Raw genomic sequence first — 24525 nt, 5'->3', positions numbered from 1 at the left:
ACCACCCTGCTGCGGCGAAAAACCGGTTCCCACGGCTTTACGCCATGCTCTATAGGGGGAAGCGGCGCTTTTGCGAACCGCGACCGATCGCAGCCCCTTCAGAACCCAGCGAATCATGCGCGTTCTTGGCATCGAGACCACCTGTGATGAAACGGCGGCCGCCGTCGTCGGCCTTGCCGGCGACGGGCGCGGCGTCATCCTGTCGAACGAGATCCTCAGCCAGATCACGGAACATGCCGCCTATGGCGGCGTGGTGCCGGAGATTGCGGCGCGCGCCCATGTCGAGGTCATCGACCGGCTGGTGGCGCGGGCGCTGAAGGCGGCCGACGTGACGCTGAAGGACATCGATGCCGTCGCCGCCGCCGCCGGCCCCGGCCTTATCGGCGGTGTCATCGTCGGCCTCACCACCGGCAAGGCTCTCGCCCTCGTCTCCGGCAAGCCTTTTATCGCCGTCAACCACCTCGAGGCGCACGCGCTGACGGCACGAATGACCGACGGCGTCGCCTTTCCCTATCTGCTGCTGCTCGCCTCGGGCGGGCATACGCAATTGCTCGCGGTGCGTGGCGTCGGCGACTATGTGCGCCTTGGCACCACGATCGACGACGCCATCGGCGAGGCCTTCGACAAGACGGCGAAGATGCTCGGCCTGCCCTATCCCGGCGGGCCGGAGGTGGAACGCCAGGCGCTCCACGGCGACCCGGCGCGCTTCGCCTTGCCACGGCCGCTGGCCGGCCGGCCGGACCCGGATTTCTCGCTCTCCGGCCTCAAGACCGCCGTGCGCATCGAGGCCGAGCGCATCGCCCCGCTCTCGGCACGGGACGTTGCCGATCTCTGCGCCTCCTTCCAGGCGGCCGTGGTCGACGTCGTCGCCGACCGGGTGCGCATGGGCCTACGTGCCTTCCGGCAGAAGGCGGGGCACCCGACCGCGCTCGTCGTCGCCGGTGGCGTTGCCGCCAACCAGGCGATCCGCCGCGGCCTGACGCGGCTTGCCTCCGAGGCCGGCCTGCCCCTCGTCACGCCGCCGCCGGCCCTGTGCACGGATAACGGCGCGATGATCGCCTGGGCGGGGCTCGAGCGCCTGCGGCTCGGCCTCACCGACGACCTCACCGCCCCCGCCCGCGCCCGCTGGCCGCTCGAGGCGGCCTCCGCGGCATGATGACCGATCCTGTCGTCATCGTCGGAGCCGGCGCGTGGGGCACGGCCCTCGCCAACGCGGCGGCCCAGGCCGGACGCTTCGTCACCCTCGTCGCGCGCGATCCCGAGCACGCCGGCACGATGCAGGCGGCCCGGGAGAACATGCGCTTCCTGCCCGGCGCGCCGCTCCATGCCGCGATCACCGTCACCGCCGACCTCGGCGCAACGACGGCCGCGCGGGCGCTGCTCCTCGTCGTGCCGGCACAGGCCCTGCGCGAGGCAGCCCGGGCGCTCGCGCACCGGCTCGCCCCGGGCACACCCGTTGTCATCTGCGCCAAGGGCATCGAGCGCACGTCGAGCCGCTTCATGAGCGATGTCGTCGGCGAGGAGCTGCCGGCGGCGGTGCCCGCCGTCCTGTCGGGCCCGAGCTTCGCCGAGGACGTGGTGCGGGGCCTGCCGACCGCCGTGGTGCTGGCCTGCGCGCAGGAGGAGACCGCGCGCAGCCTCGCCGCGACGCTGACGAGCCCTACATTCCGCATCTATCACGGCACCGACGTGCGCGGGGTCGAGATCGGCGGTGCAGCCAAGAACGTGCTCGCCATCGCCTGCGGCATCGTCATGGGCTGCGGCCTCGGCGAGAGCGCCCGGGCCGCCATGGTGGCACGGGGCTTCGCCGAGCTGATGCGCTTCGCCCGCGCCCTCGGCGCCCGTCCCGAGACGCTGATGGGGCTGTCCGGGCTCGGCGACCTCGTGCTCACCTGCGGCTCTGCGAAATCGCGCAACTTCGCCTTCGGCGAGGCGCTGGGGCGCGGCGTGCCGCTTTCCGAAGCCTCTGGCGGCAAGCTGGCGGAAGGCGCCTTCACCGCCGCGGCACTCGTGGCGATGGCCGGCCGGCACGGGGTGGAGATGCCGATCTCAGAGGCTGTCGCTGCAATCGTCGCTGGGGAGGTTTCCGTGGAAGCGGCGATCGGCGCGCTGCTCAACCGGCCGATCCGCGCCGAGCACGAGATCATCTGACGAACGGGGAGAGGTCATGGCGCACTGGCTGTTCAAATCGGAACCGGCCACCTGGTCCTGGGACCAACAGGTCGCGGAAGGCGAGAAGGGCACGTTCTGGAACGGCGTGCGCAACCATTCCGCCAAGCTCAACATGATGGCGATGAAGAAGGGCGAGACCGGCTTCTTCTACCACTCCAACGAGGGCAAGGCGATTGTCGGCATCGTCGAGGTGATCAAGGAGTACTATCCCGACCACACCGATGCGAGCGGTCGCTTCGGCATGGTCGACATCAAGGCGGTGAAGGCGCTGCCGCGGCCGGTGACGCTCGACGAGATCAAGAATACGCCCGCGCTCGCGGATATGGTGCTCGTCAACAATTCGCGCCTGTCGGTACAGCCGGTGAGCGACCCCGAATGGGACATCATCTGCAGGATGGGCGGATTGTGAAGAAGGCGGGGTTGAGCGCCGCCGTCCGATCGGACAGGATGCCAGTCTGAAATCGTTCCTATGTCCATGACTCGTCCCGTCCGCCTCATCGCCAGCATCGCCCGGCTCTTCGAACGCCTGCCCCGGCACCAGGCCGTGCCGCCGCGCGAAGATCGGGACCCGACCCCCGACACCCTCCTGTCGCTTGCCATCGTCCTCGTGCACATCGCCGGAGGCGACGGGCGCCTGACGGGAGAGGAACGCGCCAGGCTCGCCGACCTCGTCGGACGCCGCTTCCGCCTCTCGCCGCGCGAGGCGCTCCGGATCATCGAGGCTGCCATCGTGGCCGAGGGCTCGCGCGAGGACGTGGACGACGCCTTCGAGGACCTGAAGCGCCTGCTGCCGCCGGACGGGCGCCGCGAGCTGATGGCCGCCGCCTGGGAACTCGCGAAGATCGACGGTCACGTCGCCGAACTCGAGGACGACCTCCTGTGGCGCTCCGCCCGCCGGCTCGGGCTGAGCGAGCGCGAGGCCGAGGCGCTGCGTCAGAGCGCGCTGACGGACGTCGACGGAGGGGTCTGATGGGTGCGGCGACCCCGCTGCCCGTTCTCATCGTCCTGCACCAGGAACATTCGACGCCCGGCCGGGTTGGCCGGCTCCTTGTGGAGCGTGGCCACCCGCTCGACATCCGCCGGCCGCGCTTCGGCGATCCCTTGCCGCAGACGCTCGCACTGCATGCCGGCGCCGTCGTCTTCGGCGGGCCCATGAGCGCCAACGACCCCGATGACTGGGTGAAGCGCGAGATCGACTGGATCGGCGTCGCGCTCGATGAGAAAAAGCCGCTGCTCGGCCTCTGCCTCGGCGCGCAGATGCTGGCGAAACACCTCGGCGGGCGGATCGATCCGCATCCCTCGGGCCTTGCCGAGATCGGCTATTATCCGCTCAAGCCGACGGCGACGGGGCGACGCTTCGCCAGCGAGACGGGCGCGCCATGGCCGTCGCACGTCTACCAGTGGCATCGGGAGGGGCTCGACTGTCCGCCCGGCGGCGAACTTCTCGCCGAAGGCGCGGATTTTCCGAACCAGGCCTTCCGCGTCGGACCCGCCGCCTTCGGCCTGCAGTTCCATCCCGAGGTGACGCACGCCATGATCTATCGCTGGACGACGCGCGCCAGCGAAAGGCTAGGCCTGCCGGGCGCCCAAGCCGCGCACCTGCACCACCGCGGGCGCTTCATGTACGACCCCGACGTCGCCCTTTGGCTCGATGCGTTTCTCGACCACTGGCTCGCCGCCGGCACCCCACAGGCCCGATCACAACCAGTCGCGGAACCGGGGAGCGCCTGCGCCCCAGCGATCTGAAAGCCGCAACGGTCGCTTCATGGTATACTTATTAAATTGTACATGCGGAGCACCGTCCGATGGCCGAGACGGAAGCGCTCTTCTCACTCCTGCGTCAGACCGCTGATCCTGCGGCGGCCATGGCAATCGAGCGCGTTGTCCGGCATGGCGCCGACCGCGCGCTCAACCGCATCAACGTGCTCGCCTTCGCGGCGCGCGAGGGTCTCGACGAGGAAGCTGCCATCGCCGCCTTCCTCCATGCCGCCCATCTCGGCCTGTTCGACCTGTCGTGGAACGTGCTGTGCCCGGGGTGCGGCGGCGTGCTCGACGCCAATGCGACACTCGGCACCCTCGACCGCTCCTCCTATAGCTGCACGCTGTGCGCCGCAGGCTACGAGCCGACCCTCGACGAGATGGTGGAGGTGACCTTCACGGTGAACCCCCGCGTGCGGCAGATCGCGGCGCATGAGCCGGACCGGCTGCCGATGCACGAATATTTTCGCCAGATCTTCTGGAGCTCGGGGGTAGACCTGCCGGACGAAATCGAGGCGCAACTCGACGAGATCATCATCGAGGCCATCGAATTGCCACCCGGCGAGAAGGCCCTCCTGTCACTTCAGCTGCCGCGGGGCTTCATTATCGTCTTCGACCCCGTCACCCATTCCGTGCAGTTCATCGACGCCGACAGCGAGGAGACGCGCGAGCGGCGCTCCCTCTCCCTTGTCATCGACGCCGTGCATGCACCGAACGAGACGGTTCGCCTGCAGCCCGGCCCGCTGCGCCTGACGCTCGAGAACCGCACCGGCCGGCGCGTCCTGCCCGGCCTCTTCATCGCGGGCGAGGCGCTGCACACGCTCATCGGCCGGCGCCGGCCGTTCCTCACCGCCAAGCGGCTCCTCAGCAACCAGACCTTCCGCGACATCTATCGGACGGAGACGCTCAACGTCGACCAGCGGCTGAAAATCACCAGCCTCACCTTCCTCTTCACCGACCTCAAGGGATCGACCCGGCTCTACGAGCGCGTGGGCGACCTGGCCGCCTTCGACCTCGTGCGCGAGCACTTCCGGGTGCTCGGCGACATCGTGGCGGCGGAAGCAGGCGCCATCGTCAAGACCATCGGCGATGCGGTGATGGCGACCTTCCCGACGCCGGAACGGGCTGTCGCCGCCGCGCTACGCATGCGCGAGGCCATGCGCAGCCTCAACGCCGCCCACGGCAGCGAGGACCTGGTGCTGAAGATCGGTCTGCACGAGGGTCCCTGTCTGGCCGTCAGCCTCAACGAGCGGCAGGACTATTTCGGCCAGACGGTGAACATCGCCTCGCGCGTGCAGGGCCTCGCCGAATCGCCGGCGATCTACGCCACGGGCTCCGTCGTCGAGCGGCCGGAAGTGTCGAGCCTGCTCGCCCGCACCGGCCTGACGCCGCTGGCGCGACGACGCGCCTTGCGCGGCATCGACGACGAGGTCACCCTGTACGAGATTCCGTGACCCGGCCGCGGGAACAGCCATGACCGACAATCTCGCCACGAAGACCTGCACGCCCTGCAAGGGCGGAACGCCGCCTTTGTCCCCCGAAGCCGTCGCGCATTACGCGAAACAGGTGCCGCAGTGGGAGGTCAACGGCGATGCCACGCGCATCGCACGCACCTTCCGCTTCAGGAACTACGCGGGAGCCTTCGATTTCGTGGCGCGCGTGTCGGAGCTTGCCGAGGAGCAGGGCCACCACCCGGACATCGCCTTCGGCTGGGGCTATGCGACGGTCACGCTGCAGACCCACAAGATCAAGGGCCTGCACGAGAACGACTTCATCATGGCGGCCCGGATAGACGAGATTGCCGGCGGCGAACCCGCCGCCTGAGACGCCCCGTCCGGTCCCTCCCCCACGCCCTCATCTTCCTCTTCCGGAGCCGATCGTGCTGATCGACCAGACCCTGCTCGTCACGCAGTTCATGACGCTTCTCGCCGTCCTCGACCCGATCAGCCACACCTCGCTCTTCCTCTCGGTCACCGGCGGGCTCGACCGGGCCGAGCGGCGCAAGGCGGCCCTCATCGCCGTCCCCGTCGCCTTCGTCATCCTCCTCGTCTTCGCCGTCATCGGCCAATATGCGCTGGCGGCGATGAACATCTCGCTCATCTCCTTCCAGATCGCCGGCGGCATCATCCTGCTCATCTTCGCCTTGTCGATGACCCTCGGCGACAAGGGACCGGCGCCGGCTGCCGAGGCGGGCGCACGCGACGCGGCGAGCGTCGCCGTCTATCCGCTGGCGGTGCCGATCATCGCCGGGCCGGGCGCCATGCTCGCCATCGTCATCCTCATGGACAACAACCGCCTGACCTTCGTCGAGCAGGTGGAGACGGTCGCCATGCTGGCGCTCAACATGCTCATCCTGCTTGGCCTCTTCCTGTCGGGCGGGACCGTGTCACGCCTCATCGGCCGCCACGGCGCCAACGTGCTGCGGCGCGTGATGGGCATCGTGCTCGCCGCCCTGTCGATCAACCTGATCCTGGAAGCGATGGCGAAATGGCTGGGACTGCCGGCGATTTGAGGAAGGTGCAGGACGGCGGAAGAGGCATCGCCAACGCTTCTTCGCGAGGGCCTGCCGGAGCCAGACTTCAAATATTGCTCCAATGCGTGGGCCGTTTTCTCCACCGCACCGACCGTCTGAGCGGCGCGGATGAATGCACGGCCCCAACATGATTTCCGATCGTCTCCGCCGTCATGCCCGCGCTTGTCGCGGGCATCCACGCGGCAAAGCCCGCGCCAGGCGAAAAGGCGTGGATGGCCGCGACAAGCGCGGCCATGACGGGCGGGAGGTTGTAACACTCTGAAAAGGCGCAGCGATCCCGACCGGATAGCCGCGAGGCGGCGCCGTTCACTGCGCACCCCGTGGCGGTCGGCAAGCTTCTACGGCTGCTGCGTCGGGCGTCGGCCTTTGGACTGCCATCCCAAGCTAACGTGGAATGGTGGAGCTGAGGGGATTCGAACCCCTGACCTCTGCAGTGCGATTGCAGCGCTCTCCCAACTGAGCTACAGCCCCTAAAGGTCGGCGCGTTTTAGGCCGGCGCGGGGGCGGCTGTCAATTGCTGTTTCGCGCGAGCGCGCGGCGAGCGCGACGGGTTGTTCACAGCGGCGGAGAGCGCTAAACGGAAGCTCCCGTCCGTCCTCACCATCCTCCGGATTCTCAATGCGCGCGATTCTCGATGTTCTCATGGTCGTGCTCGACCTCTACACATGGCTCGTGATCGCCTCAGCCATCATCAGCTGGCTGGTCGCTTTCAACGTCATCAACACGCGCAACGACGTGGTGCGGGCGATCTGGAACTTCCTCTACCAGATCACCGAGCCCGCGCTCAGGCCCATCCGTTCCGTCCTGCCCAATCTCGGCGGCATCGACGTCTCGCCCATCATCCTGTTGCTCATCATCTTCTTCCTCCAGCGGGTGATCGTGCTCTACGTCTACCCGGCCGTCATCTGAGGACGGCCGGCGCGAGGCAGGCATGAGCGGCGCCTTCACGCGCACGGGCGAGGGGCTGACGCTCACGGTGCGCCTGACGCCGCGCGGCGGGCGCGATGCGATCGAGGGCGTCGATGAGCTGGCGGACGGCCGCGCCGTCATCAAGGCGCGCGTCCGCGCCGTGCCGGAGGACGGGGCGGCCAATGCGGCACTCACCCGGCTGCTCGCCAAGAGCCTCGGCGTCGCCGCCTCGGCCGTCACGCTCGTCTCCGGGCACACCGCCCGCATCAAGATCCTGACCGTCGCCGGCGACGCCGCTATGCTGGAAGCGCGGCTCGCGGCACTCATCAAGCACGAGGACCGGCCATGACGACGCTCCCGACGTCCCGAATCATCGACGGCAAGGCCTTCGCCGAGGGCCTGCGCCGGCGCGTGGCGGATGCCGCGGCCGACTTCCTTGGCCGGTCCGGCCGCGCGCCCGGCCTTGCCGTCGTGCTCGTCGGCGAGGACCCGGCGAGCAGCGTCTATGTCCGCAACAAGGCGCAGCAGACGGTGGAGGCCGGCATGGCCTCCTTCGAGCACCGCCTGCCGGCAGAGACGAGCGAGGCCGAGCTCCTCTCCCTCGTCGCGCGCCTCAACGCGGACGATGCGGTCGACGGCATCCTCGTGCAGCTGCCGCTGCCGGCGCATATCGACGCGCAGAAGGTGATCGAGGCGATCGACCCGGCGAAGGACGTCGACGGCTTCCACCCGGAGAATGCCGGGCGGCTGATGACCGGCCTTCCGGCGCTCGTGCCCTGCACGCCGCTCGGCTGCCTGATGCTCATCAAATCCGTCCAGCCGGCGCTCGCCGGGCTCGAGGCAGTCGTCGTCGGGCGCTCCAACATCGTCGGCAAGCCGATGGCGCAGCTGCTCCTCGCCGAGAGCTGCACGGTCACCGTCGCCCATTCGAAGACGCGCGACCTGCCGGCCGTGTGCCGCCGCGCCGACATCCTCGTCGCGGCCGTCGGCCGGCCGCAGATGGTGCGCGGCGACTGGGTGAAGCCCGGCGCCATCGTCATCGACGTCGGCATCAACCGCATCCCGGCGCCCGAGCGCGGCGAGGGCAAGACGCGGCTCGTCGGCGACGTGGCCTATGACGAGGCGGTGCAGCATGCCGGCGCCATCACGCCGGTGCCGGGCGGCGTCGGGCCGATGACCATCGCCTGCCTCCTGCGCAACACGCTCGCGGCGGCGGTCGCCCGCACCGGCGTCGTGGTGGACGTGCCGTCGGCCTGAACGCCTCCGCCCAAGGTCGCAATGGCGCAGTGCAGCATGTAGGCTAGTCTCCCGCGAAACAGCGAGGGAGGAGCCGATGGACACAGCACTGCCGATGAAGACCAGCACCGGCCGGTTCTTCGAGGATTTCCGCCTCGGCGAGGTGATCCGTCATGCGACGCCCCGCACGGTAACGGCGGCCGATGCCGCGCTCTATTCGGCGCTCTACGGCACGCGCTTCGCCGTGCAGTCCTCGGACGTCCTCGCCGCGCAGATCGGCTACGAGCGCAGCCCCCTTGACGATCTCCTCGTCTTCCATGTCGTCTTCGGCAAGACCGTGCCGGACATCTCCCTCAATGCGGTCGCCAACCTCGGCTATGCGGAAGGCCGCTTCCTGAGGTCCGTCTATCCCGGCGAGACACTGTCGGCCGTCTCCGAGGTCATCGGGCTCAAGGAAAATTCCAACGGCAAGACCGGCGTCGTCTACGTGCGCACGCGCGGGCTGCGCTCCGACGGGGCCGAGGTGCTCGAATATGTGCGCTGGGTGATGGTGAAGAAGCGCGACGAGGCGGCGTCCGTCGCGGACCAGCACGTGCCGCAGCTCGCGGACAGCGTGGAACCGTCGCATCTCGGCATCGGGTGCCCGCCCATCGACGTCGAGGCCTATGATTTCGGACTTGCCGGCAGCCCCTGGCGCTGGGGGGACTTCCGCATCGGCGAGCGCATCGACCATGTGGACGGCATGACGGTGGAGGAGGCCGAACATCAACTCGCGACCCGGCTCTATCAGAACACGGCGCGGGTGCATTTCGACCAGCACGCTGCCACGGGCTCGCGCTTCGGCCGGCGGCTGATCTACGGCGGCCATGTGATCTCGCTGGCCCGTGCGCTGTCCTTCAACGGCCTTGGCAATGCCTTCCACATTGCCGCCATCAACGGTGGACGCCATGTGGCGCCGCTCTTTGCCGGCGACACCGTCTATTGCTGGAGTGAGGTGATCGACACCGCCGAACTCGAGGGGCGCAGCGACATGGGCGCCCTGAGGCTGCGTACCATCGCCACGAAGAATTTACCCTGCGCTGGTTTTCCGGGCCACAACGGCACCGAATACGACCCTGCTGTGGTGCTTGACCTCGACTATTGGGCCCTTCTGCCGCGATAGGACGGCGCAAGGAAGCAGTTACAAAGCTGGAAAAATGTCACCGCCTTTGGCGGCATGTTGCATTGCGGTTGCGGCCCACATTCGTTACGAAGCCGATAGCTTCGAGCAACTCCAGACTGCAAGCGGGGAGGCCCCACATGGCCGAGGCGAAAGCGCCCGGGACGAGACCGGAAGACATCCGCCCCCTCTCGCCGCACCTCCAGATCTACCGCTGGACGTGGACGATGGCGATGTCGGTGGCCCATCGTGTCACCGGCGCGGCCCTCTACGTGGGCACCCTGCTGCTGGTCGCCTGGCTGCTGGCGCTGGCCAGCGGGCCGGCAGCCTTCGAGACCGCGCAGTGGTTGTTCGGCTCCTTCCTGGGACGGCTCATCCTCTTCGGCTACACTTGGGCGCTGCTGCACCACATGTTCGGCGGCATTCGCCACTTCATCTGGGACGTCGGGCTCGGCTTCGATGCCCCTGCCCGCCAGAACCTCGCCCGCATGACCCTCATCGCCTCGGCCGCGCTCACGCTCCTCGTGTGGGTGATCGGCTACGCGGTTTCGTGAGGAGACATTCCATGGCTTCGACGAAGCATTCGTTGCGCACGCCGCTCGGCCGCGTCCGCGGGCTGGGCTCCGCCCGGTCCGGCACGTCGCATTTCTGGCACCAGCGGCTCACGGCGCTCGCCAACGTGCCGCTGGCGCTCGCCTTCATCGCCATCGTGGTCTGCGCGGCCGGCGGCGGCTACGACGAGGCGCTCGCTCTCGTGCGCAGCCCGCTCGTGGCGCTCCTCCTGCTCCTCTTCATCCTCTCGGCGACCTATCACATGCGCATTGGCATGCAGGTCATCATCGAGGACTACGTTCACGGCGGCGCCAAGGTCGCTGCGGTGATCGCCAACACATTCTTCGCCCTGCTCGTGGCAGCCGCCGCGGTCTTCGCGGTTCTCAAGATCTCCTTCGGCGGGATGTAAGTTCATGGCCAAGGCACCCAGCAACGGAACCACCTCCGGCACCGAGACGAGCGCCCCGACGCGCCGCAGCACGAGGGCCAGAGCCGCCGCGTCGGCCACTCCCGCACCGGAGGTCGCCGGCGCCGCCGTGGAGACGACGCCGTCCAAGGCCGTGCGCATGCCGCGCGCACGGGCCGCGCAGGCCGATGGCGCCGGCCCAAGCGGCATCCTGCGTATTCCCCGCCCGGCCTATACGGGCCAGGCCTATCCGATCACCGATCACACCTTCGATGTCGTCGTCGTCGGCGCCGGCGGCGCCGGGCTGCGTGCCACCGTCGGCTGCGCCCAGGCGGGCCTCAAGACCGCCTGCGTCACCAAGGTCTTCCCCACGCGCTCGCATACGGTGGCCGCCCAGGGCGGCGTTGCCGCCTCGCTCGCCAACATGGGGCCGGACGACTGGCGCTGGCACATGTACGACACCGTGAAGGGGTCCGACTGGCTCGGTGACCAGGATTCCATCGAGTATCTGGTGCGCAATGCGCCTGCCGCCGTCTACGAGCTCGAGCACTGGGGCGTGCCCTTCTCGCGTACCGAGGACGGGCGCATCTACCAGCGCCCCTTCGGCGGCATGACGACCGATTTCGGCAAGGGTCCGCCGGCCCAGCGCACCTGTGCTGCCGCCGACCGCACCGGCCATGCCATCCTGCACACGCTCTACGGCCAGGCGCTGCGCAATAACACCGAATTCTTCATCGAGTATTTCGCCATCGACCTCATCATGGATGACGAGGGCCGCTGCCGCGGCGTGGTGGCGCTGAAGATGGACGACGGCACCGTCCATCGCTTCCGCGCCCATCTCGTCATCCTGGCGACGGGCGGCTACGGCCGCGCCTATTTCTCGGCCACCTCCGCCCATACCTGCACGGGCGACGGCAACGCCATGGTGCTGCGCGCCGGCCTGCCGCTGCAGGACATGGAATTCGTGCAGTTCCACCCCACCGGCATCTACGGCGCCGGCTGCCTCATCACCGAGGGGGCCCGCGGCGAGGGCGGCTATCTCACCAATTCCGAGGGCGAGCGCTTCATGGAGCGCTATGCCCCGTCGGTGAAGGACCTCGCGCCGCGCGACATGGTCTCGCGTTCCATGACCATGGAAATCCGCGAGGGCCGGGGCGTGGGCAAGAACAAGGACCACATCTTCCTGCACCTCGACCACCTCGACCCGGCCGTGCTGCACGAGCGCCTGCCCGGCATCTCGGAGAGCGCCAAAATCTTCGCCGGTGTCGACGTGACGAAGGAGCCGATTCCGGTGCTGCCGACGGTGCACTACAACATGGGCGGCATCCCGACGAACTTTCATGGCGAGGTGGTGACCAAGGCGGGCGACAACCCCGACCATGTTGTGCCAGGGCTGATGGCCATCGGCGAGGCGGCCTGCGTGTCGGTGCACGGGGCGAACCGCCTCGGCTCCAACTCGCTGATCGACCTCGTGGTCTTCGGCCGCGCCGCCGGCCTTCGCGCCGCCGAGATCGTCAAGCCGGGCGAATCGCACCCCGACCTGCCGAAGAACTCGGCCGATCTGTCGCTGTCGCGGCTCGACCGCTTCCGCAATGCTCGCGGCAGTACGCCGACAGCTGAGCTGCGCCTTCGGATGCAGCGCACGATGCAGTCGAACTGCGCCGTCTTCCGCACTGGCGAGGTGCTGGAGGAGGGACAGAAGCTCATCCGCGAGGTCTGGCAGGGGGCTGAAGACGTGTGCGTCAGCGACCGCTCGCTCGTCTGGAATTCGGACCTCATCGAGACGCTCGAGTTCGACAACCTGATCACCCAGGCCGTCGTGACGATGGACGGCGCGGCCAACCGCAAGGAAAGCCGTGGCGCCCACGCGCGCGAGGACTATGCGGAGCGCGACGACGTCAACTGGATGAAGCACACCCTGGCCTGGGTCGACGACACGGCCAAGACCGTCACCATCGACTACCGCCCGGTGCACAACTACACGATGTCGAACGACATCGAGTACATCGAGCCGAAGGCGCGCGTCTACTGAGGCCGCACGCGACAGATCCCATCCGGCCCGTGGCGCAGGCCACGGTACGCCGGCAGGTTCGAGGACAGAGACAACATGGCCAAGTTCTCCCTCCCCAAGAATTCGCAGATCAAGGAAGGCAAGGCCTGGCCGAAGCCGGACGGGGCGGCGAACACGACCGCCTTTCGCATCTATCGCTGGAACCCGGATGACGGGCAGAATCCGCGCGTCGACACCTATCACGTCGACCGCGACGATTGCGGGCCGATGGTCCTCGATGCACTCATCTACATCAAGAACAACATCGACCCGACGCTGACCTTCCGCCGTTCCTGCCGCGAGGGCATCTGCGGCTCCTGCGCCATGAACATCGACGGCGCCAACACGCTCGCGTGCACCAAGGGCATCGACGAATGCACGTCGAAGGGCGACGTCCGCATCTATCCGCTGCCGCACATGCCGGTGGTGAAGGACCTGGTGCCCGACCTCACTCGCTTCTATGCCCAGCACGCCTCGATCGAGCCCTGGCTCAAGACGACCACGCCGGAGCCGGAGAAGGAGTGGCGCCAGAGCCGCGAGGACCGCGAGAAGCTCGACGGCCTCTACGAATGCATCCTGTGCGCGTGCTGCTCCACGTCCTGCCCGAGCTACTGGTGGAACGGCGACCGCTATCTGGGCCCGGCCGTGCTGCTGCAGGCCTATCGCTGGCTCATCGACAGCCGCGACGAAGCCACGGGCGACCGCCTCGACAACCTCGAGGATCCGTTCCGGCTGTATCGCTGCCACACGATCATGAACTGCGCCAACGTATGCCCGAAGGGCCTCAACCCGGCCAAGGCGATCGCCGAAATAAAGCAGATGATGGTCACGCGCCAACTCTGACGGAGCGCCGGACGGCCCCAGGTCGGGTGTGACCCGCGCGCCACGCTGCGTGCCGGGCAGACCCTCCCGGGGCCAGCGCATCCGCCATTTCACCCGCCCGGGCTTGCCCGACCAAGCCGTTTACGGCATGACGAACGTGGTGTCTTGCGTGCCTGCGCTGCCTTGCGAGGAGGCAGGTGCGCCGAAGGAAGAGCGGGAGCGGGACAGCATGAGACCGACGATGCACGATGCGACGACCGAACTGGCCCGGCGCGGCGCGAGCGCCATGCGTATCGCGCCGCGCCTGGCGGCCCTCGCGCCGCTGCTCATCGTCGCCGCCTGCGCATCGGACCGCTTCGCCAGCTCGCCAGGTCCTGCTACCGGATCGGGCTACCGCAGCGCCGGCGCGGCCACGAGCGGATCGGACTTCGAGCCGCTACCGCCATCTGCCTCGGCTGAGGTGATCGCCAGCCCGCTGCCGCCCGCGCCGGGGACGGCCGCGGCACCCGATGGCTCCACCGTCGCGCCCGGCACGCTCGGCCCGGACGGTACGCTTTCGGGCACCGGCGGCACCCCGGGGCCCGTCGCGAGCCTTGGCAGCCAGCCGACGAGTGCGCCTGCCGCGCCGACGCGCAGCGCGGTGACAGGGGGCTGGACGGCGCGCGAAGCCGCCGGCGGCTCCTGTCGCATCACGCTGTCGAGCGCACCCGCGCTCGATCTCTACAAGGCCTCCACCTCGGGCTGCGCCGGGCGCGACCTGCAGAGCGTCAATGCCTGGGACCTGCGCGACGGCGAGGTCTATCTCTATTCGCGCGGTAGCGTCGTGGCGCGCCTCAAGGGCGGCGGCAGCTCGTTCAACGGGGTGCTCGCCAAATCCGGGGCGCCCCTCACCTTGTCACGCTGAAGGCGATACAAGCTGACGCGAAAGGGCGCCACGGCGCCCTTTTTCAGTTTTGAGCCTGAGGCGGAGCCATGAAGTGTCGCTGGTAGTCGAGCGCGCTCATGGCAAGGCCGTGCGCATCGTCAATCATTTCTTCGGCCAGGGAGAAAGGCGTCGGCCCGAGGCCTCTGATCGTGCCGATGAGATCGCCGCGCTCGAAGGCGATCTCGGCCGAGAAGCGCCGCGCCAGCGCGCGCATGGCGCCGTTTTCGCTCATGCAGTTGACGACGAGCGCGGCAACGCCGCGGTTGCGGGCGCTGACGAGGAGGCGGGCAAAGAGCGCGCTGCCGATGCCGCGCCGACGCCAGCCGCGCTCGACGCTGAAGGCGGCCTCGGCCCGCCGCTCGCCGCCGATCTCGAAGGGCTGCAGTTCGGCCGCGCCGCGCACGATCCCGCCCTCGACATAACCGAAGACGAGCCCGCGCGAGGCCAGGCATCGGTCGGCATAGTCGGCGAGATACGCGTCGGTCACCACCCCGATAAAGCGGCTGTGGCGGCTGGCGGGATCGAGGCGCAGCAAATGGGCGCGGAACGCGGGCAGATCGGCCGCGAACAGCTTGCGAATAGTGCCGGAAAGCCCGGAGAATGTGTCCATCGTCGTTCTCTCGGTGGTCGATGTTGCTTCGACCCCCGAGGGCGCGGTTTCCCTAGACCCGGCACATATTGTGCAATGCAACATGAAATTCAAGCACCGGGATGCCGCAACACTCTGGTGCCGAATGCCCGTTTGCGTTCAACTGGCGCGCGAGATCGGCATGCGAGAGAGAGGCGCAGGGCCCAGCGATGAGCGACTACATCCTCCACTGCTTCGGCCAGTCCGGGAACGCCTACAAGGTGGCCCTGATGCTCAACCTGTGCGGTTGCGACTGGCAGCCGCGCTTCGTCGACTTCTTCAACGGTGAGACGCGCAGCCCGGCCTTTCGCGACAGTTGCAACGAAATGGGCGAGGTCCCGGTGCTGGAGCACGGCGGGCAGCGACTCAGCCAGAGCGGGGCGATCCTCACCCTTCTCGCCGAACGGCATGGACGTTTCGGCGGGCACGACGCCGGGGAGCGCTACGATATCCTGCGCTGGATCCTCTTCGACAACCACAAGTTCACCAGCTATTTTGCCACGCTGCGCTTCATGGTCGGCCTCAAGAAGATGGGCGAGAGCCCGGTGACAGAGTTTCTGCGTGGCCGCGCGCTCGCCGCCTTCGACATCGTCGAGAAGCACCTCGCCAAGCGCTCTTTCATGGTCGGCGAGACGCCGACCATCGCCGACATCTCCATGGTCGGATATCTCTATTATCCAGAGGACACCGGCATCGACCGGTCCGCCTTCCCCAACATCGACGCCTGGACACGGCGCATCGCCGCCCTGCCCGGCTGGGCCCATCCTTACGACCTCATGCCACGCGAGCCGGGCTGAGCGGCCGCCGCACGCCAGAGAGGCGATTGTGCGGCGCGGTGCGAGGCGCTAAATCCTCTCCCGTGACCATCGAGCCTCGTCTTTCCCGGCAGACCGCCGCCAGCGTGCGCGCACGCTACGACGCCCTCGTCAGCGAGGGCGTGATCGAGCGCGACCCGGCGCAGGAAAGGCTGGTAGCGCGGCTCGACGAACTCGCGCAGCGGCTCGGCGAGCGGCGCCTCGCGCGCAAGGCGAGCCCGCTCGGCTGGCTGTTCGGCAAGCGCAACGAAAAGGCCGTGCCCCTCAAGGGTCTCTACATCTGGGGCTCGGTGGGCCGCGGCAAGACCATGCTGATGGACCTCTTCTTCGAGGTCGCGCCGCCCGAGCGCAAGCGCCGCGCCCATTTCCACGCCTTCATGGCCGATGTGCACGAACGCATCTTCACCCATCGCCAGAAGGTCAAGGACGGCCGCGAGAGGGACGGCGACCCCATTCCGCATGTGGCGGATGCGCTGGCAGCCGAGGCCTGGCTCCTGTGCTTCGACGAGTTCACTGTCACGGATATCGCCGATGCGATGATCCTCGGCCGGCTGTTCACGGCCCTCTTTGCCCGCGGCGTCACTGTCGTGGCCACGTCGAACGTGGAGCCGAACCGCCTCTACGAAAACGGACTCAACCGGGCGCTGTTCCTGCCGTTCATCGACCTGCTGACGAGCCGGGTCGAGGTGATCCGGCTCGATTCCCGCACCGACTACCGTCTGGAGAAGCTGGCCGGCAGCCCGGTCTATCACGTGCCGGCCGACGCGGCGGCCGAGGCGGCGCTGGACGAGGCCTTCTTCCGCCTCACCGGCCGGCACGAGGGCAGGCCGGCGGCGGTGCACGTGAAGGGGCGCACGGTGCCGGTGCCGGAAGCGAGCGATGGTGTGGCGCGCTTCTCCTTTGCCGAGCTCTGCGAGCGTCCGCTCGGCGCCTCGGACTACCTCGCTCTCGCCGAGCGCTACCACTGCATCATTCTCGCCGGCATTCCGGTAATGGACCTTGCCCAGCGTAATGCGGCCAAGCGTTTCATCACGCTCATCGACACGCTCTACGAGAAGCACGTGAAGCTCATCGCCTCGGCCGAAGCGGAACCGCACGCGCTCTACCGGGCGGACCAGGGACGCGAGGTCTTCGAGTTCGACCGCACGGTGTCGCGGCTCATCGAGATGCGGTCGGAAGACTATCTCGCCCTGCCGCATGGCCAGGGCGATTCCCGCGCCTCGGGCGACACGACGGGCCTCGTCGAGACATGAACATCCCGCGCCGGGCAGCCCGCACGACACCGCAGACGGCGGACGTAAGGCTGCTCGACATCGCGGCCGAGCACGTGCGCCGCCTGGGGGCGACGCGCGTCACGGTCGTCGGCGTCGCCCAGGAAGCGGGCATGACGCATGCCAATGTGTACCGCTACTTCCCCTCCAAGCGCGACCTGCTCGACGCCGTGGTGCAGGCGGCCCTGCGCCCGGTCGAGACATTCCTCGCCGACGTCGCGAGCGCGCCGGACCCGGCGGACGACAAGCTGGAGCGGCTCATCCTCGCGCTCGCGCGCGACTATCGCGACCTTGCCGAGAACGACCCGCCGATCTTCGACCTCTTCGTCGCCGCCGCCGAGGCGAACCGCGGCGTCGCCCGGCGCCACCGCGGCCGCGTGCGCATGTTCGTCGGCCGCGTCGTGGACGAGGGGCTGGCGACCGGGACCTTCAACCCCAAGGACCGCGAGCAGGCGCTGACCTTCCTCACCGACATCCTCTTTCGCTTCACCCATCCGACGGCCGTCAAACTCGACACCGAGCGCCCGCGCGACATGCTGGAGGAGCGACTGGCAACGACCATGCGTATCGCGCTGAGGGCGCTCAAAGCCGGCTATGTATGAATGCGCTCCGACGCGCCCGACGAGCCTCGCGGGGGGCGAGCCTGCTTCGAGTTACAATATCTGAAAACTGTAACAAAAAGACTCGGCGGGCGGCAGACCCGGGCCATGGGCCGCTGGAAATCGCCAAGCCCTTGCACCATCTTTCTTTTCGGCGCCGAGACCGGTGCGTGCGAACGGCCCTGCCGGCAAAGGCCATCACCGCGGCGGGTTTTGCACGTCTTGAAGCAGAACCCCGTTTGAGTCAAAGAAACCGCGGTTTTCCGGGATGCGTCCCCTCCTCGAACTGAAGGACGGTTTCTCACATGGCCCGTAAGAAGATCGCGCTGATCGGCGCCGGCCAGATCGGCGGCACCCTCGCCCATCTCGTCGGCTTGAAGGAGCTCGGCGACGTCGTGCTCTTCGACATCGCCGAAGGCATTCCGCAGGGCAAAGGCCTCGACCTCGCCGAGTCCTCCCCGGTGGACGGCTTCGACGCCGCCTACAAGGGCACCCAGTCCTATGCGGATATCGAGGGCGCGGACGTCATCATCGTCACCGCCGGCGTACCGCGCAAGCCAGGCATGAGCCGCGACGACCTGCTCGGCATCAACCTCAAGGTGATGGAATCGGTCGGCCAGGGTATCAAGCAGTATGCCCCGGACGCCTTCGTCATCTGCATCACCAACCCGCTCGACGCCATGGTGTGGGCGCTGCAGAAGGCCTCCGGCCTGCCGAAGAACAAGATCGTCGGCATGGCCGGCGTGCTCGACTCGGCCCGCTTCCGCTACTTCCTCGCCGAGGAGTTCAAGGTCTCGGTGGAGGACGTAACCGCCTTCGTGCTCGGCGGCCACGGGGACGACATGGTGCCACTGGTACGTTACTCGACGGTCGCCGGCATCCCGCTGCCGGACCTCGTCAAGATGGGCTGGACCAGCCAGGACAGGCTCGACGCCATCGTCGAGCGCACCCGCAAGGGCGGCGGCGAGATCGTCAACCTGCTGAAGACCGGCTCAGCTTTCTACGCACCTGCGGCCTCGGCCATCGCCATGGCCGAAAGCTACCTCAAGGACAAAAAGCGCGTGCTGCCCTGCGCCGCCCACCTCGACGGTGAGTACGGCGTCAAGGACATGTTCGTCGGCGTGCCGATCGTCATCGGCGCCGGCGGCGTGGAGCGCATCGTCGAGATCGAACTGGACGGCGCCGAGAAGGCGATGTTCGAGAAGTCGGTCGCGTCCGTGCAGGGCCTCGTCGAGGCCTGCAAGGGCATCAACCCGGCCTTCGCCGGCTGATCGGGGAGGCAGTCGGCCGCAGGCAGCCGGCGATGGAGACGCGACGACTGCCCGCTGCCGACGGCGATTGCCGACTGCCCCGCCAAGAAGGGACACCCTCATGAACATTCACGAGTACCAGGCCAAGGCCGTCCTGAAGGAATTCGGCGCCCCGGTCTCGGCCGGCAAGGCCGTGTTCTCCGTCGACGAGGCGGAAGCCGCGGCGAAAGAGCTCGGCGGGCCGCTGTGGGTCGTCAAGAGCCAGATCCACGCCGGGGGACGCGGCAAGGGCAAGTTCAAGGAGCCCGAGGCGGGCGAGAAGGGCGGCGTCCGCCTCGCCAAGTCCGTCGAGGAGGTGAAGACCTTCGTCGGCCAGATGCTCGGCAACACGCTCGTGACTGTTCAGACCGGCCCCGCCGGCAAACAGGTCAACCGCATCTACATCGAGGACGGCTCGGACATCGAGCGCGAGTTCTACCTCTCAGCCCTCGTCGACCGCGCCACGAGCCGCGTCGCCTTCGTCGTCTCGACGGAAGGCGGCATGGACATCGAGGAGGTGGCACACAGCACCCCCGAGAAGATCCACACCTTCTCGATCGACCCTGCGACCGGCGTGATGCCGCACCACGGCCGCACGGTCGCCAGGGCGCTCGGCCTTTCCGGCGACCTCGCCAAACAGGCCGAGAGCCTCGTCGCCAAGCTCTATGCCGCCTTCGTCGCCAAGGACATGGCGATGCTCGAGATCAACCCGCTGATCGTCACCAAGGGCGGTGAGCTGAAGTGCCTCGACGCCAAGGTGTCCTTCGATTCCAACGCTCTCTACCGGCACCCGGACGTCGTCGCCCTGCGCGACGTGACCGAGGAGGACGAGAAGGAGATCGAGGCGTCCAAGCACGACCTCGCCTACATCGCCCTCGACGGCACTATCGGCTGCATGGTCAACGGCGCCGGCCTCGCCATGGCGACGATGGACATCATCAAGCTCTACGGCGAGGAGCCGGCGAACTTCCTCGATGTCGGTGGCGGCGCCTCGAAGGAGAAGGTCACCGCGGCCTTCAAGATCATCACCGCCGATCCGAACGTGAAGGGCATCCTCGTCAACATCTTCGGCGGCATCATGAAGTGCGACGTCATCGCCGAGGGCGTGATCGCCGCGGTGAAGGAGGTCGGCCTCAAGGTGCCGCTCGTCGTGCGCCTGGAGGGCACCAATGTCGAGCTTGGCAAGAAGATCCTGAACGAATCCGGCCTCAACGTCATTTCCGCCGACGACCTCGACGACGCGGCGCAGAAGATCGTCAAGGCCGTGAAGGGAGCCTGACCGATGTCCATCCTCATCGACAAGAACACCAAGGTCATCTGCCAGGGCTTCACCGGCAAGAACGGCACCTTCCACTCCGAGCAGGCTATCGCCTACGGCACCAAGATGGTCGGCGGCACCTCGCCGGGCAAAGGCGGCTCGACGCATCTCGGCCTGCCCGTGTTCGACACGGTGGCCGAGGCGCGCGAGAAGACCGGCGCCGACGCTTCCGTCATCTACGTGCCGCCGGCGGGTGCGGCGGACGCGATCTGCGAAGCGATCGCGGCCGAGATCCCGCTCATCGTCTGCATCACCGAGGGCATCCCGGTGCTCGACATGGTGAAGGTCAAGCGCGCCCTCTCGGGCTCCAAGTCGCGCCTCATCGGTCCGAATTGCCCGGGCGTCGTGACAGCGGGCGAATCGAAGATCGGCATCATGCCGGGTAACATCTTCCGCCCCGGCAACGTCGGCATCGTCTCGCGTTCGGGCACGCTGACCTACGAGGCCGTGTTCCAGACGACCCAGGAAGGCCTCGGCCAGACCTCGGCCGTGGGCATCGGCGGCGACCCGGTGAAGGGCACCGAGTTCATCGAGGTGCTCGACCTGTTCCTCTCCGACCCCAAGACCGAGTCGATCATCATGATCGGCGAGATTGGCGGCTCGGCCGAGGAGGAGGCCGCCGAGTTCCTCAAGGCGGAGGCGAAGAAGGGCCGCAAGAAGCCGATGGTCGGTTTCATCGCGGGCCGCACTGCCCCGCCCGGCCGCCGCATGGGCCATGCCGGCGCCATCATCTCCGGCGGCAAGGGCGGCGCCGAAGACAAGATCGCAGCCATGGAGGCGGCAGGCATCCGCGTGTCGCCCTCCCCGGCGCGGCTGGGCAAAACCCTCGTCGAAGTCCTCAAGGGCTGACGAAGCGGCGATGCGTGGGCGACGGCAACCTTTTGCTCACGCATCCTTCATAAGGTTCGACTTGATTTCGCCATTCTCGGACCGCTCTTGGGCGGTCCTTCCACCATCCGCAGCCCAACCGGAGGCTGCGGATCCGGGGCCGGGCAACCGGCCCTGACATCCGTCGAGGATCCTCCTCGAAGGTTCCGGCAGGACCAGGACCAATGGCACGCCAGGACGCCAACGATCTCTTCGCCCAAACCTCGTTCCTCTACGGCGGCAATGCCGCCTACATCGAGGAGCTGTACGCCCGCTACCAGCAGAACCCGACCTCGGTCGATGCCGAGTGGCAAACGTTCTTCGCAGGCCTCAAGGACGAGGCCGCGCTGATCACGAAGAATGCGCGGGGCGCCTCCTGGAAGAAGCCGCACTGGCCCGTGCCGCTCAACGGTGAGCTTGTCTCGGCGCTCGACGGCAACTGGGCGCCGGTCGACAAGGCCGTCGGCGACAAGATCAAGGCGAAGGCGCAGAAGTCGGGCGTCGAACTGTCCGAGGCGCAGGTGCTGCAGGCGACGCGCGATTCCGTGCGCGCCCTCATGATGATCCGTGCCTACCGCATGCGCGGCCATCTGCATGCCGACCTTGACCCGCTCGCCATCGAGCCCCGCAAGGATCACGAGGAGCTGCATCCGGCGACCTACGGCTTCACGGAAGCCGACTACGACCGGCCGATCTTCATCGACAATGTGCTCGGCCTCGAGTTCGCGACCATCAATCAGATGCTCTCGATCCTGCGCCGCACCTATTGCCAGACGCTCGGCGTCGAGTTCATGCACATCTCGGACCCGACCGAGAAGGCGTGGATCCAGGAACGCATCGAGGGACCGGACAAGGAGATCGCTTTCACCGACCGCGGCAAGCGGGCGATCCTCAACAAGCTCATCGAGGCCGAGGGCTTCGAGAAGTTCCTCGACATCAAGTATACCGGTACCAAGCGCTTCGGCCTCGACGGCGGCGAGGCGATCATCCCGGCGCTGGAGCAGATCATCAAGCGGGGCGGCGCGCTCGGCGTCGAGGACATCGTCTTCGGCATGGCCCACCGCGGCCGCCTCAACGTACTCGCCCAGGTGATGGGCAAGCCGCACCGCGCCATCTTCCACGAGTTCAAGGGCGGCTCCTTCGCCCCGGACGACGTGGAAGGCTCGGGTGACGTGAAGTACCACCTCGGCGCCTCGGCCGACCGCGAGTTCGACGGCAACAAGGTGCACCTGTCGCTGACCGCCAACCCCTCGCACCTCGAGATCGTCGATCCCGTCGTGCTCGGCAAGGTGCGTGCCAAGCAGGACCAGCTCGGCGACACCATCGAGCGCTCCAAGGTGCTGCCGCTCCTCATCCACGGCGATGCGGCCTTCGCCGGCCAGGGCGTCGTGGCCGAGTGCCTCGGCCTCTCGGGCCTCAAGGGCCACCGCACCGGCGGCTCGCTGCACTTCATCATCAACAACCAGATCGGCTTCACGACCAACCCGCGCTACTCGCGCTCCTCGCCCTATCCGTCCGACGTAGCGAAGATGGTTGAGGCGCCGGTCTTCCACGTCAACGGCGACGATCCGGAGGCCGTGACCTTCGCTGCCAAGATCGCGACGGAGTTCCGGCAGAAGTTCCACAAGCCGGTCGTCATCGACATGTTCTGCTACCGTCGCTTCGGTCACAACGAGGGCGACGAGCCGGCTTTCACCCAGCCGCTGATGTACAAGAAGATCCGCCAGCATCCCTCGACGCTGGAGATCTACGCGAAGAAGCTCGTCGACGAGAAGGTCGTCACCCAGGCCGAGGTCGACGAGGCGCGCGAGCAGTGGCGTGCCAAGCTCGACATGGAGTTCGAGGCGGCCCAATCATACAAGCCCAACAAGGCCGACTGGCTCGACGGGCGCTGGTCCGGCCTCAAGGCCGTGCGCGAGGACGCCGACGATCCGCGCCGCGGCGCCTCGGGCGTCTCGGTCGACACGCTGAAGACGATCGGCGAACGCATCTGCGACGTACCGGAAGGCTTCAACGTGCACCGCACGATCAAGCGCTTTCTCGACAACCGTCGCAAGATGGTTGAGACCGGAGAGGGTATTGACTGGGCGACCGCCGAGGCGCTCGCCTTCGGCTCGCTCGTGCTCGAGGGGCACCCCGTGCGCCTGTCCGGCCAGGACAGCGAGCGCGGCACCTTCAGTCAGCGCCATTCCGTCCTGGTCGACCAGGAGAACGAAGATCGCTACACACCCCTCAACAACATTCGCGAGGGACAGGCGCGCTACGAGGTCATCAACTCGATGCTCTCGGAAGAGGCGGTACTCGGCTTCGAATACGGCTACACCCTGTCCGAGCCCAACGCGTTGACGCTGTGGGAGGCGCAGTTCGGCGACTTCGCCAATGGCGCGCAGGTCGTCGTGGACCAGTTCATCTCCTCGGGCGAGCGCAAGTGGCTGCGCATGTCCGGTCTCGTCCTGCTGCTGCCGCACGGCTACGAGGGCCAGGGGCCGGAACACTCCTCCGCCCGTCTCGAGCGCTACCTGCAGATGTGCGCCGAAGACAACATGCAGGTCGCCAACTGCACGACGCCGGCAAACTACTTCCACATCCTGCGCCGGCAACTGAAGCGGGACTTCCGCAAACCGCTCATTCTGATGACACCAAAGTCGCTGCTGCGCCACAAGCGCTGCGTGTCGAGCCTTGCCGAGCTCGGCGAGGGCACGACCTTCCACCGCATCCTCAAGGACGATGCCGAGCGGCTCCCGGGCGAGGCGATCAAGCTTGTCAAGGACGACAAGATCCGTCGCGTCGTTCTGTGCTCGGGCAAGGTCTATTACGACCTCTACGAGGAGCGGGAGAAGCGGGGCATCGACGACGTCTATCTGCTCCGCACCGAACAGCTCTACCCCTTCCCGGCCAAATCGCTGGCCACCGAGCTGCAACGCTTCCCGCGCGCCGAGGTGATCTGGTGCCAGGAGGAACCCAAGAACATGGGCGCCTGGACCTTCGTCGAGCCCTATCTCGAGTGGGTGCTCGACCATGCCGGCTCCAAGGTGAAGCGTCCGCGCTACGTCGGCCGGGCGGCCTCCGCCGCCACCGCCACGGGCCTGATGTCGAAGCACCTCGCCCAGCTGCAGGCCTTCCTCGACGAGGCTTTCGCCGCGTAACGCCGGGGCGGCGGCAAGGCCGCCCCCTGCCCTTTCAACCCGGCCGCGTGGCCTAGAGACGAAACGAAGA

At 67.7% G+C, this 24525-nt stretch carries 25 protein-coding genes and 1 tRNA gene; 24 read left to right on the top strand and 2 right to left on the bottom strand.

Going from position 1 to position 24525, the window contains the following annotated elements; translation table 11 throughout:
- The first annotated feature begins 115 nt into the window (after positions 1-115).
- The 8 genes from tsaD to P2T65_RS11930 all read left to right on the top strand — a co-directional run bounded on the left by tsaD (position 116) and on the right by P2T65_RS11930 (position 6442).
- Positions 116-1156, top strand: coding sequence for a tRNA (adenosine(37)-N6)-threonylcarbamoyltransferase complex transferase subunit TsaD (tsaD, locus tag P2T65_RS11965; protein ID WP_063188111.1), 1041 nt, complete (start codon positions 116-118; stop codon positions 1154-1156).
- Positions 1153-2151: an NAD(P)H-dependent glycerol-3-phosphate dehydrogenase gene (locus P2T65_RS11960; RefSeq protein ID WP_063188109.1), complete on the top strand. Its 999-nt coding sequence runs from the start codon at positions 1153-1155 to the stop codon at positions 2149-2151. Before tsaD ends, P2T65_RS11960 begins: the two co-directional genes overlap by 4 nt.
- A 16-nt stretch (positions 2152-2167) precedes the next feature.
- Positions 2168-2581, top strand: coding sequence for an EVE domain-containing protein (locus P2T65_RS11955; protein WP_055459825.1), 414 nt, complete (start codon positions 2168-2170; stop codon positions 2579-2581).
- A gap of 66 nt (positions 2582-2647) precedes the next feature.
- A complete protein-coding gene (locus tag P2T65_RS11950; protein WP_157672340.1) occupies positions 2648-3142 on the top strand; it encodes a TerB family tellurite resistance protein in 495 nt (164 codons plus the stop codon).
- Positions 3142-3918, top strand: coding sequence for a glutamine amidotransferase (locus tag P2T65_RS11945; protein ID WP_063188103.1), 777 nt, complete (start codon positions 3142-3144; stop codon positions 3916-3918). The genes P2T65_RS11950 and P2T65_RS11945 overlap by 1 nt, the downstream gene beginning before the upstream one ends.
- Before the next feature lie 59 nt (positions 3919-3977).
- Positions 3978-5384: an adenylate/guanylate cyclase domain-containing protein gene (locus P2T65_RS11940; protein WP_063188101.1), complete on the top strand. Its 1407-nt coding sequence runs from the start codon at positions 3978-3980 to the stop codon at positions 5382-5384.
- Between the two features lie 19 nt (positions 5385-5403).
- Positions 5404-5754 (top strand): 4a-hydroxytetrahydrobiopterin dehydratase, encoded by a 351-nt coding sequence (locus P2T65_RS11935; RefSeq protein WP_063188099.1) that lies wholly within the window; start codon positions 5404-5406, stop codon positions 5752-5754.
- Between the two features lie 55 nt (positions 5755-5809).
- The gene (locus P2T65_RS11930) at positions 5810-6442 is read left to right on the top strand and encodes a MarC family protein (protein ID WP_276199845.1); all 633 of its coding nucleotides are present in this window, start codon (positions 5810-5812) and stop codon (positions 6440-6442) included.
- Positions 6443-6858: 416 nt separating this feature from the next.
- Here the strand turns inward: P2T65_RS11930 and P2T65_RS11925 are convergent.
- Positions 6859-6934: transfer RNA gene (locus P2T65_RS11925), tRNA-Ala, on the bottom strand.
- A 147-nt stretch (positions 6935-7081) separates the two neighbouring features.
- On the opposite strand from P2T65_RS11925, the gene P2T65_RS11920 reads away from it, so the two are divergent.
- The 9 genes from P2T65_RS11920 to P2T65_RS11880 all read left to right on the top strand — a co-directional run bounded on the left by P2T65_RS11920 (position 7082) and on the right by P2T65_RS11880 (position 14501).
- The gene (locus P2T65_RS11920) at positions 7082-7372 is read left to right on the top strand and encodes a YggT family protein (protein WP_063188095.1); all 291 of its coding nucleotides are present in this window, start codon (positions 7082-7084) and stop codon (positions 7370-7372) included.
- 22 nt (positions 7373-7394) lie between these two features.
- Positions 7395-7721, top strand: coding sequence for a DUF167 family protein (locus P2T65_RS11915; protein ID WP_276199844.1), 327 nt, complete (start codon positions 7395-7397; stop codon positions 7719-7721).
- A complete protein-coding gene (folD, locus tag P2T65_RS11910) occupies positions 7718-8629 on the top strand; it encodes a bifunctional methylenetetrahydrofolate dehydrogenase/methenyltetrahydrofolate cyclohydrolase FolD (RefSeq protein WP_276199843.1) in 912 nt (303 codons plus the stop codon). The genes P2T65_RS11915 and folD overlap by 4 nt, the downstream gene beginning before the upstream one ends.
- A 94-nt stretch (positions 8630-8723) precedes the next feature.
- Positions 8724-9770: a MaoC family dehydratase gene (locus tag P2T65_RS11905; protein WP_276199917.1), complete on the top strand. Its 1047-nt coding sequence runs from the start codon at positions 8724-8726 to the stop codon at positions 9768-9770.
- A 137-nt stretch (positions 9771-9907) separates the two neighbouring features.
- On the top strand, positions 9908-10321 hold the full coding sequence (gene sdhC, locus P2T65_RS11900) for a succinate dehydrogenase, cytochrome b556 subunit (protein WP_055459833.1): 414 nt from the start codon (positions 9908-9910) through the stop codon (positions 10319-10321).
- An 11-nt stretch (positions 10322-10332) separates the two neighbouring features.
- On the top strand, positions 10333-10728 hold the full coding sequence (sdhD, locus tag P2T65_RS11895) for a succinate dehydrogenase, hydrophobic membrane anchor protein (RefSeq protein WP_055459834.1): 396 nt from the start codon (positions 10333-10335) through the stop codon (positions 10726-10728).
- A gap of 4 nt (positions 10729-10732) precedes the next feature.
- Positions 10733-12757, top strand: coding sequence for a succinate dehydrogenase flavoprotein subunit (gene sdhA / locus P2T65_RS11890; protein ID WP_276199842.1), 2025 nt, complete (start codon positions 10733-10735; stop codon positions 12755-12757).
- A gap of 75 nt (positions 12758-12832) precedes the next feature.
- On the top strand, positions 12833-13618 hold the full coding sequence (locus tag P2T65_RS11885; protein ID WP_055459835.1) for a succinate dehydrogenase iron-sulfur subunit: 786 nt from the start codon (positions 12833-12835) through the stop codon (positions 13616-13618).
- 208 nt (positions 13619-13826) lie between these two features.
- Entirely contained in the window at positions 13827-14501 is a 675-nt protein-coding gene (locus P2T65_RS11880) for an AprI/Inh family metalloprotease inhibitor (protein WP_245280551.1), read from the top strand.
- Between the two features lie 43 nt (positions 14502-14544).
- On the opposite strand, the gene P2T65_RS11875 is transcribed toward P2T65_RS11880, so the two are convergent.
- Entirely contained in the window at positions 14545-15132 is a 588-nt protein-coding gene (locus tag P2T65_RS11875; RefSeq protein WP_055459837.1) for a GNAT family N-acetyltransferase, read from the bottom strand.
- Positions 15133-15320: 188 nt separating this feature from the next.
- Between P2T65_RS11875 and P2T65_RS11870 the strand changes: the two genes are divergently transcribed.
- The 7 genes from P2T65_RS11870 (at position 15321) to P2T65_RS11840 (ending at position 24455) form a co-directional block, all read left to right on the top strand.
- Positions 15321-15947 (top strand): glutathione S-transferase, encoded by a 627-nt coding sequence (locus P2T65_RS11870; protein WP_055459838.1) that lies wholly within the window; start codon positions 15321-15323, stop codon positions 15945-15947.
- A gap of 62 nt (positions 15948-16009) precedes the next feature.
- Positions 16010-17218, top strand: a complete 1209-nt coding sequence (gene zapE / locus P2T65_RS11865) for a cell division protein ZapE (RefSeq protein ID WP_276199841.1) — start codon at positions 16010-16012, stop codon at positions 17216-17218.
- Positions 17215-17838 (top strand): TetR family transcriptional regulator, encoded by a 624-nt coding sequence (locus P2T65_RS11860; RefSeq protein ID WP_055459839.1) that lies wholly within the window; start codon positions 17215-17217, stop codon positions 17836-17838. Before zapE ends, P2T65_RS11860 begins: the two co-directional genes overlap by 4 nt.
- Before the next feature lie 302 nt (positions 17839-18140).
- Positions 18141-19106 carry a malate dehydrogenase gene (gene mdh / locus P2T65_RS11855; protein ID WP_055459840.1) on the top strand — a complete coding sequence of 322 codons (966 nt, stop codon included), beginning with the start codon at positions 18141-18143 and terminating at the stop codon, positions 19104-19106.
- Positions 19107-19206: 100 nt separating this feature from the next.
- Positions 19207-20403, top strand: a complete 1197-nt coding sequence (sucC, locus tag P2T65_RS11850) for an ADP-forming succinate--CoA ligase subunit beta (RefSeq protein ID WP_071923147.1) — start codon at positions 19207-19209, stop codon at positions 20401-20403.
- 3 nt (positions 20404-20406) lie between these two features.
- Positions 20407-21291, top strand: a complete 885-nt coding sequence (gene sucD / locus P2T65_RS11845) for a succinate--CoA ligase subunit alpha (RefSeq protein ID WP_055459842.1) — start codon at positions 20407-20409, stop codon at positions 21289-21291.
- A gap of 203 nt (positions 21292-21494) precedes the next feature.
- On the top strand, positions 21495-24455 hold the full coding sequence (locus P2T65_RS11840; RefSeq protein ID WP_055459843.1) for a 2-oxoglutarate dehydrogenase E1 component: 2961 nt from the start codon (positions 21495-21497) through the stop codon (positions 24453-24455).
- Positions 24456-24525: the final 70 nt, after the last annotated feature.

It is taken from the genome of Chelatococcus sp. XZ-Ab1 (genome assembly GCF_029309855.1).
Classification (GTDB): Bacteria; Pseudomonadota; Alphaproteobacteria; order Rhizobiales; family Beijerinckiaceae; genus Chelatococcus_A; species Chelatococcus_A sambhunathii.
This window is presented reverse-complemented; position numbering and strand designations above follow the sequence as displayed.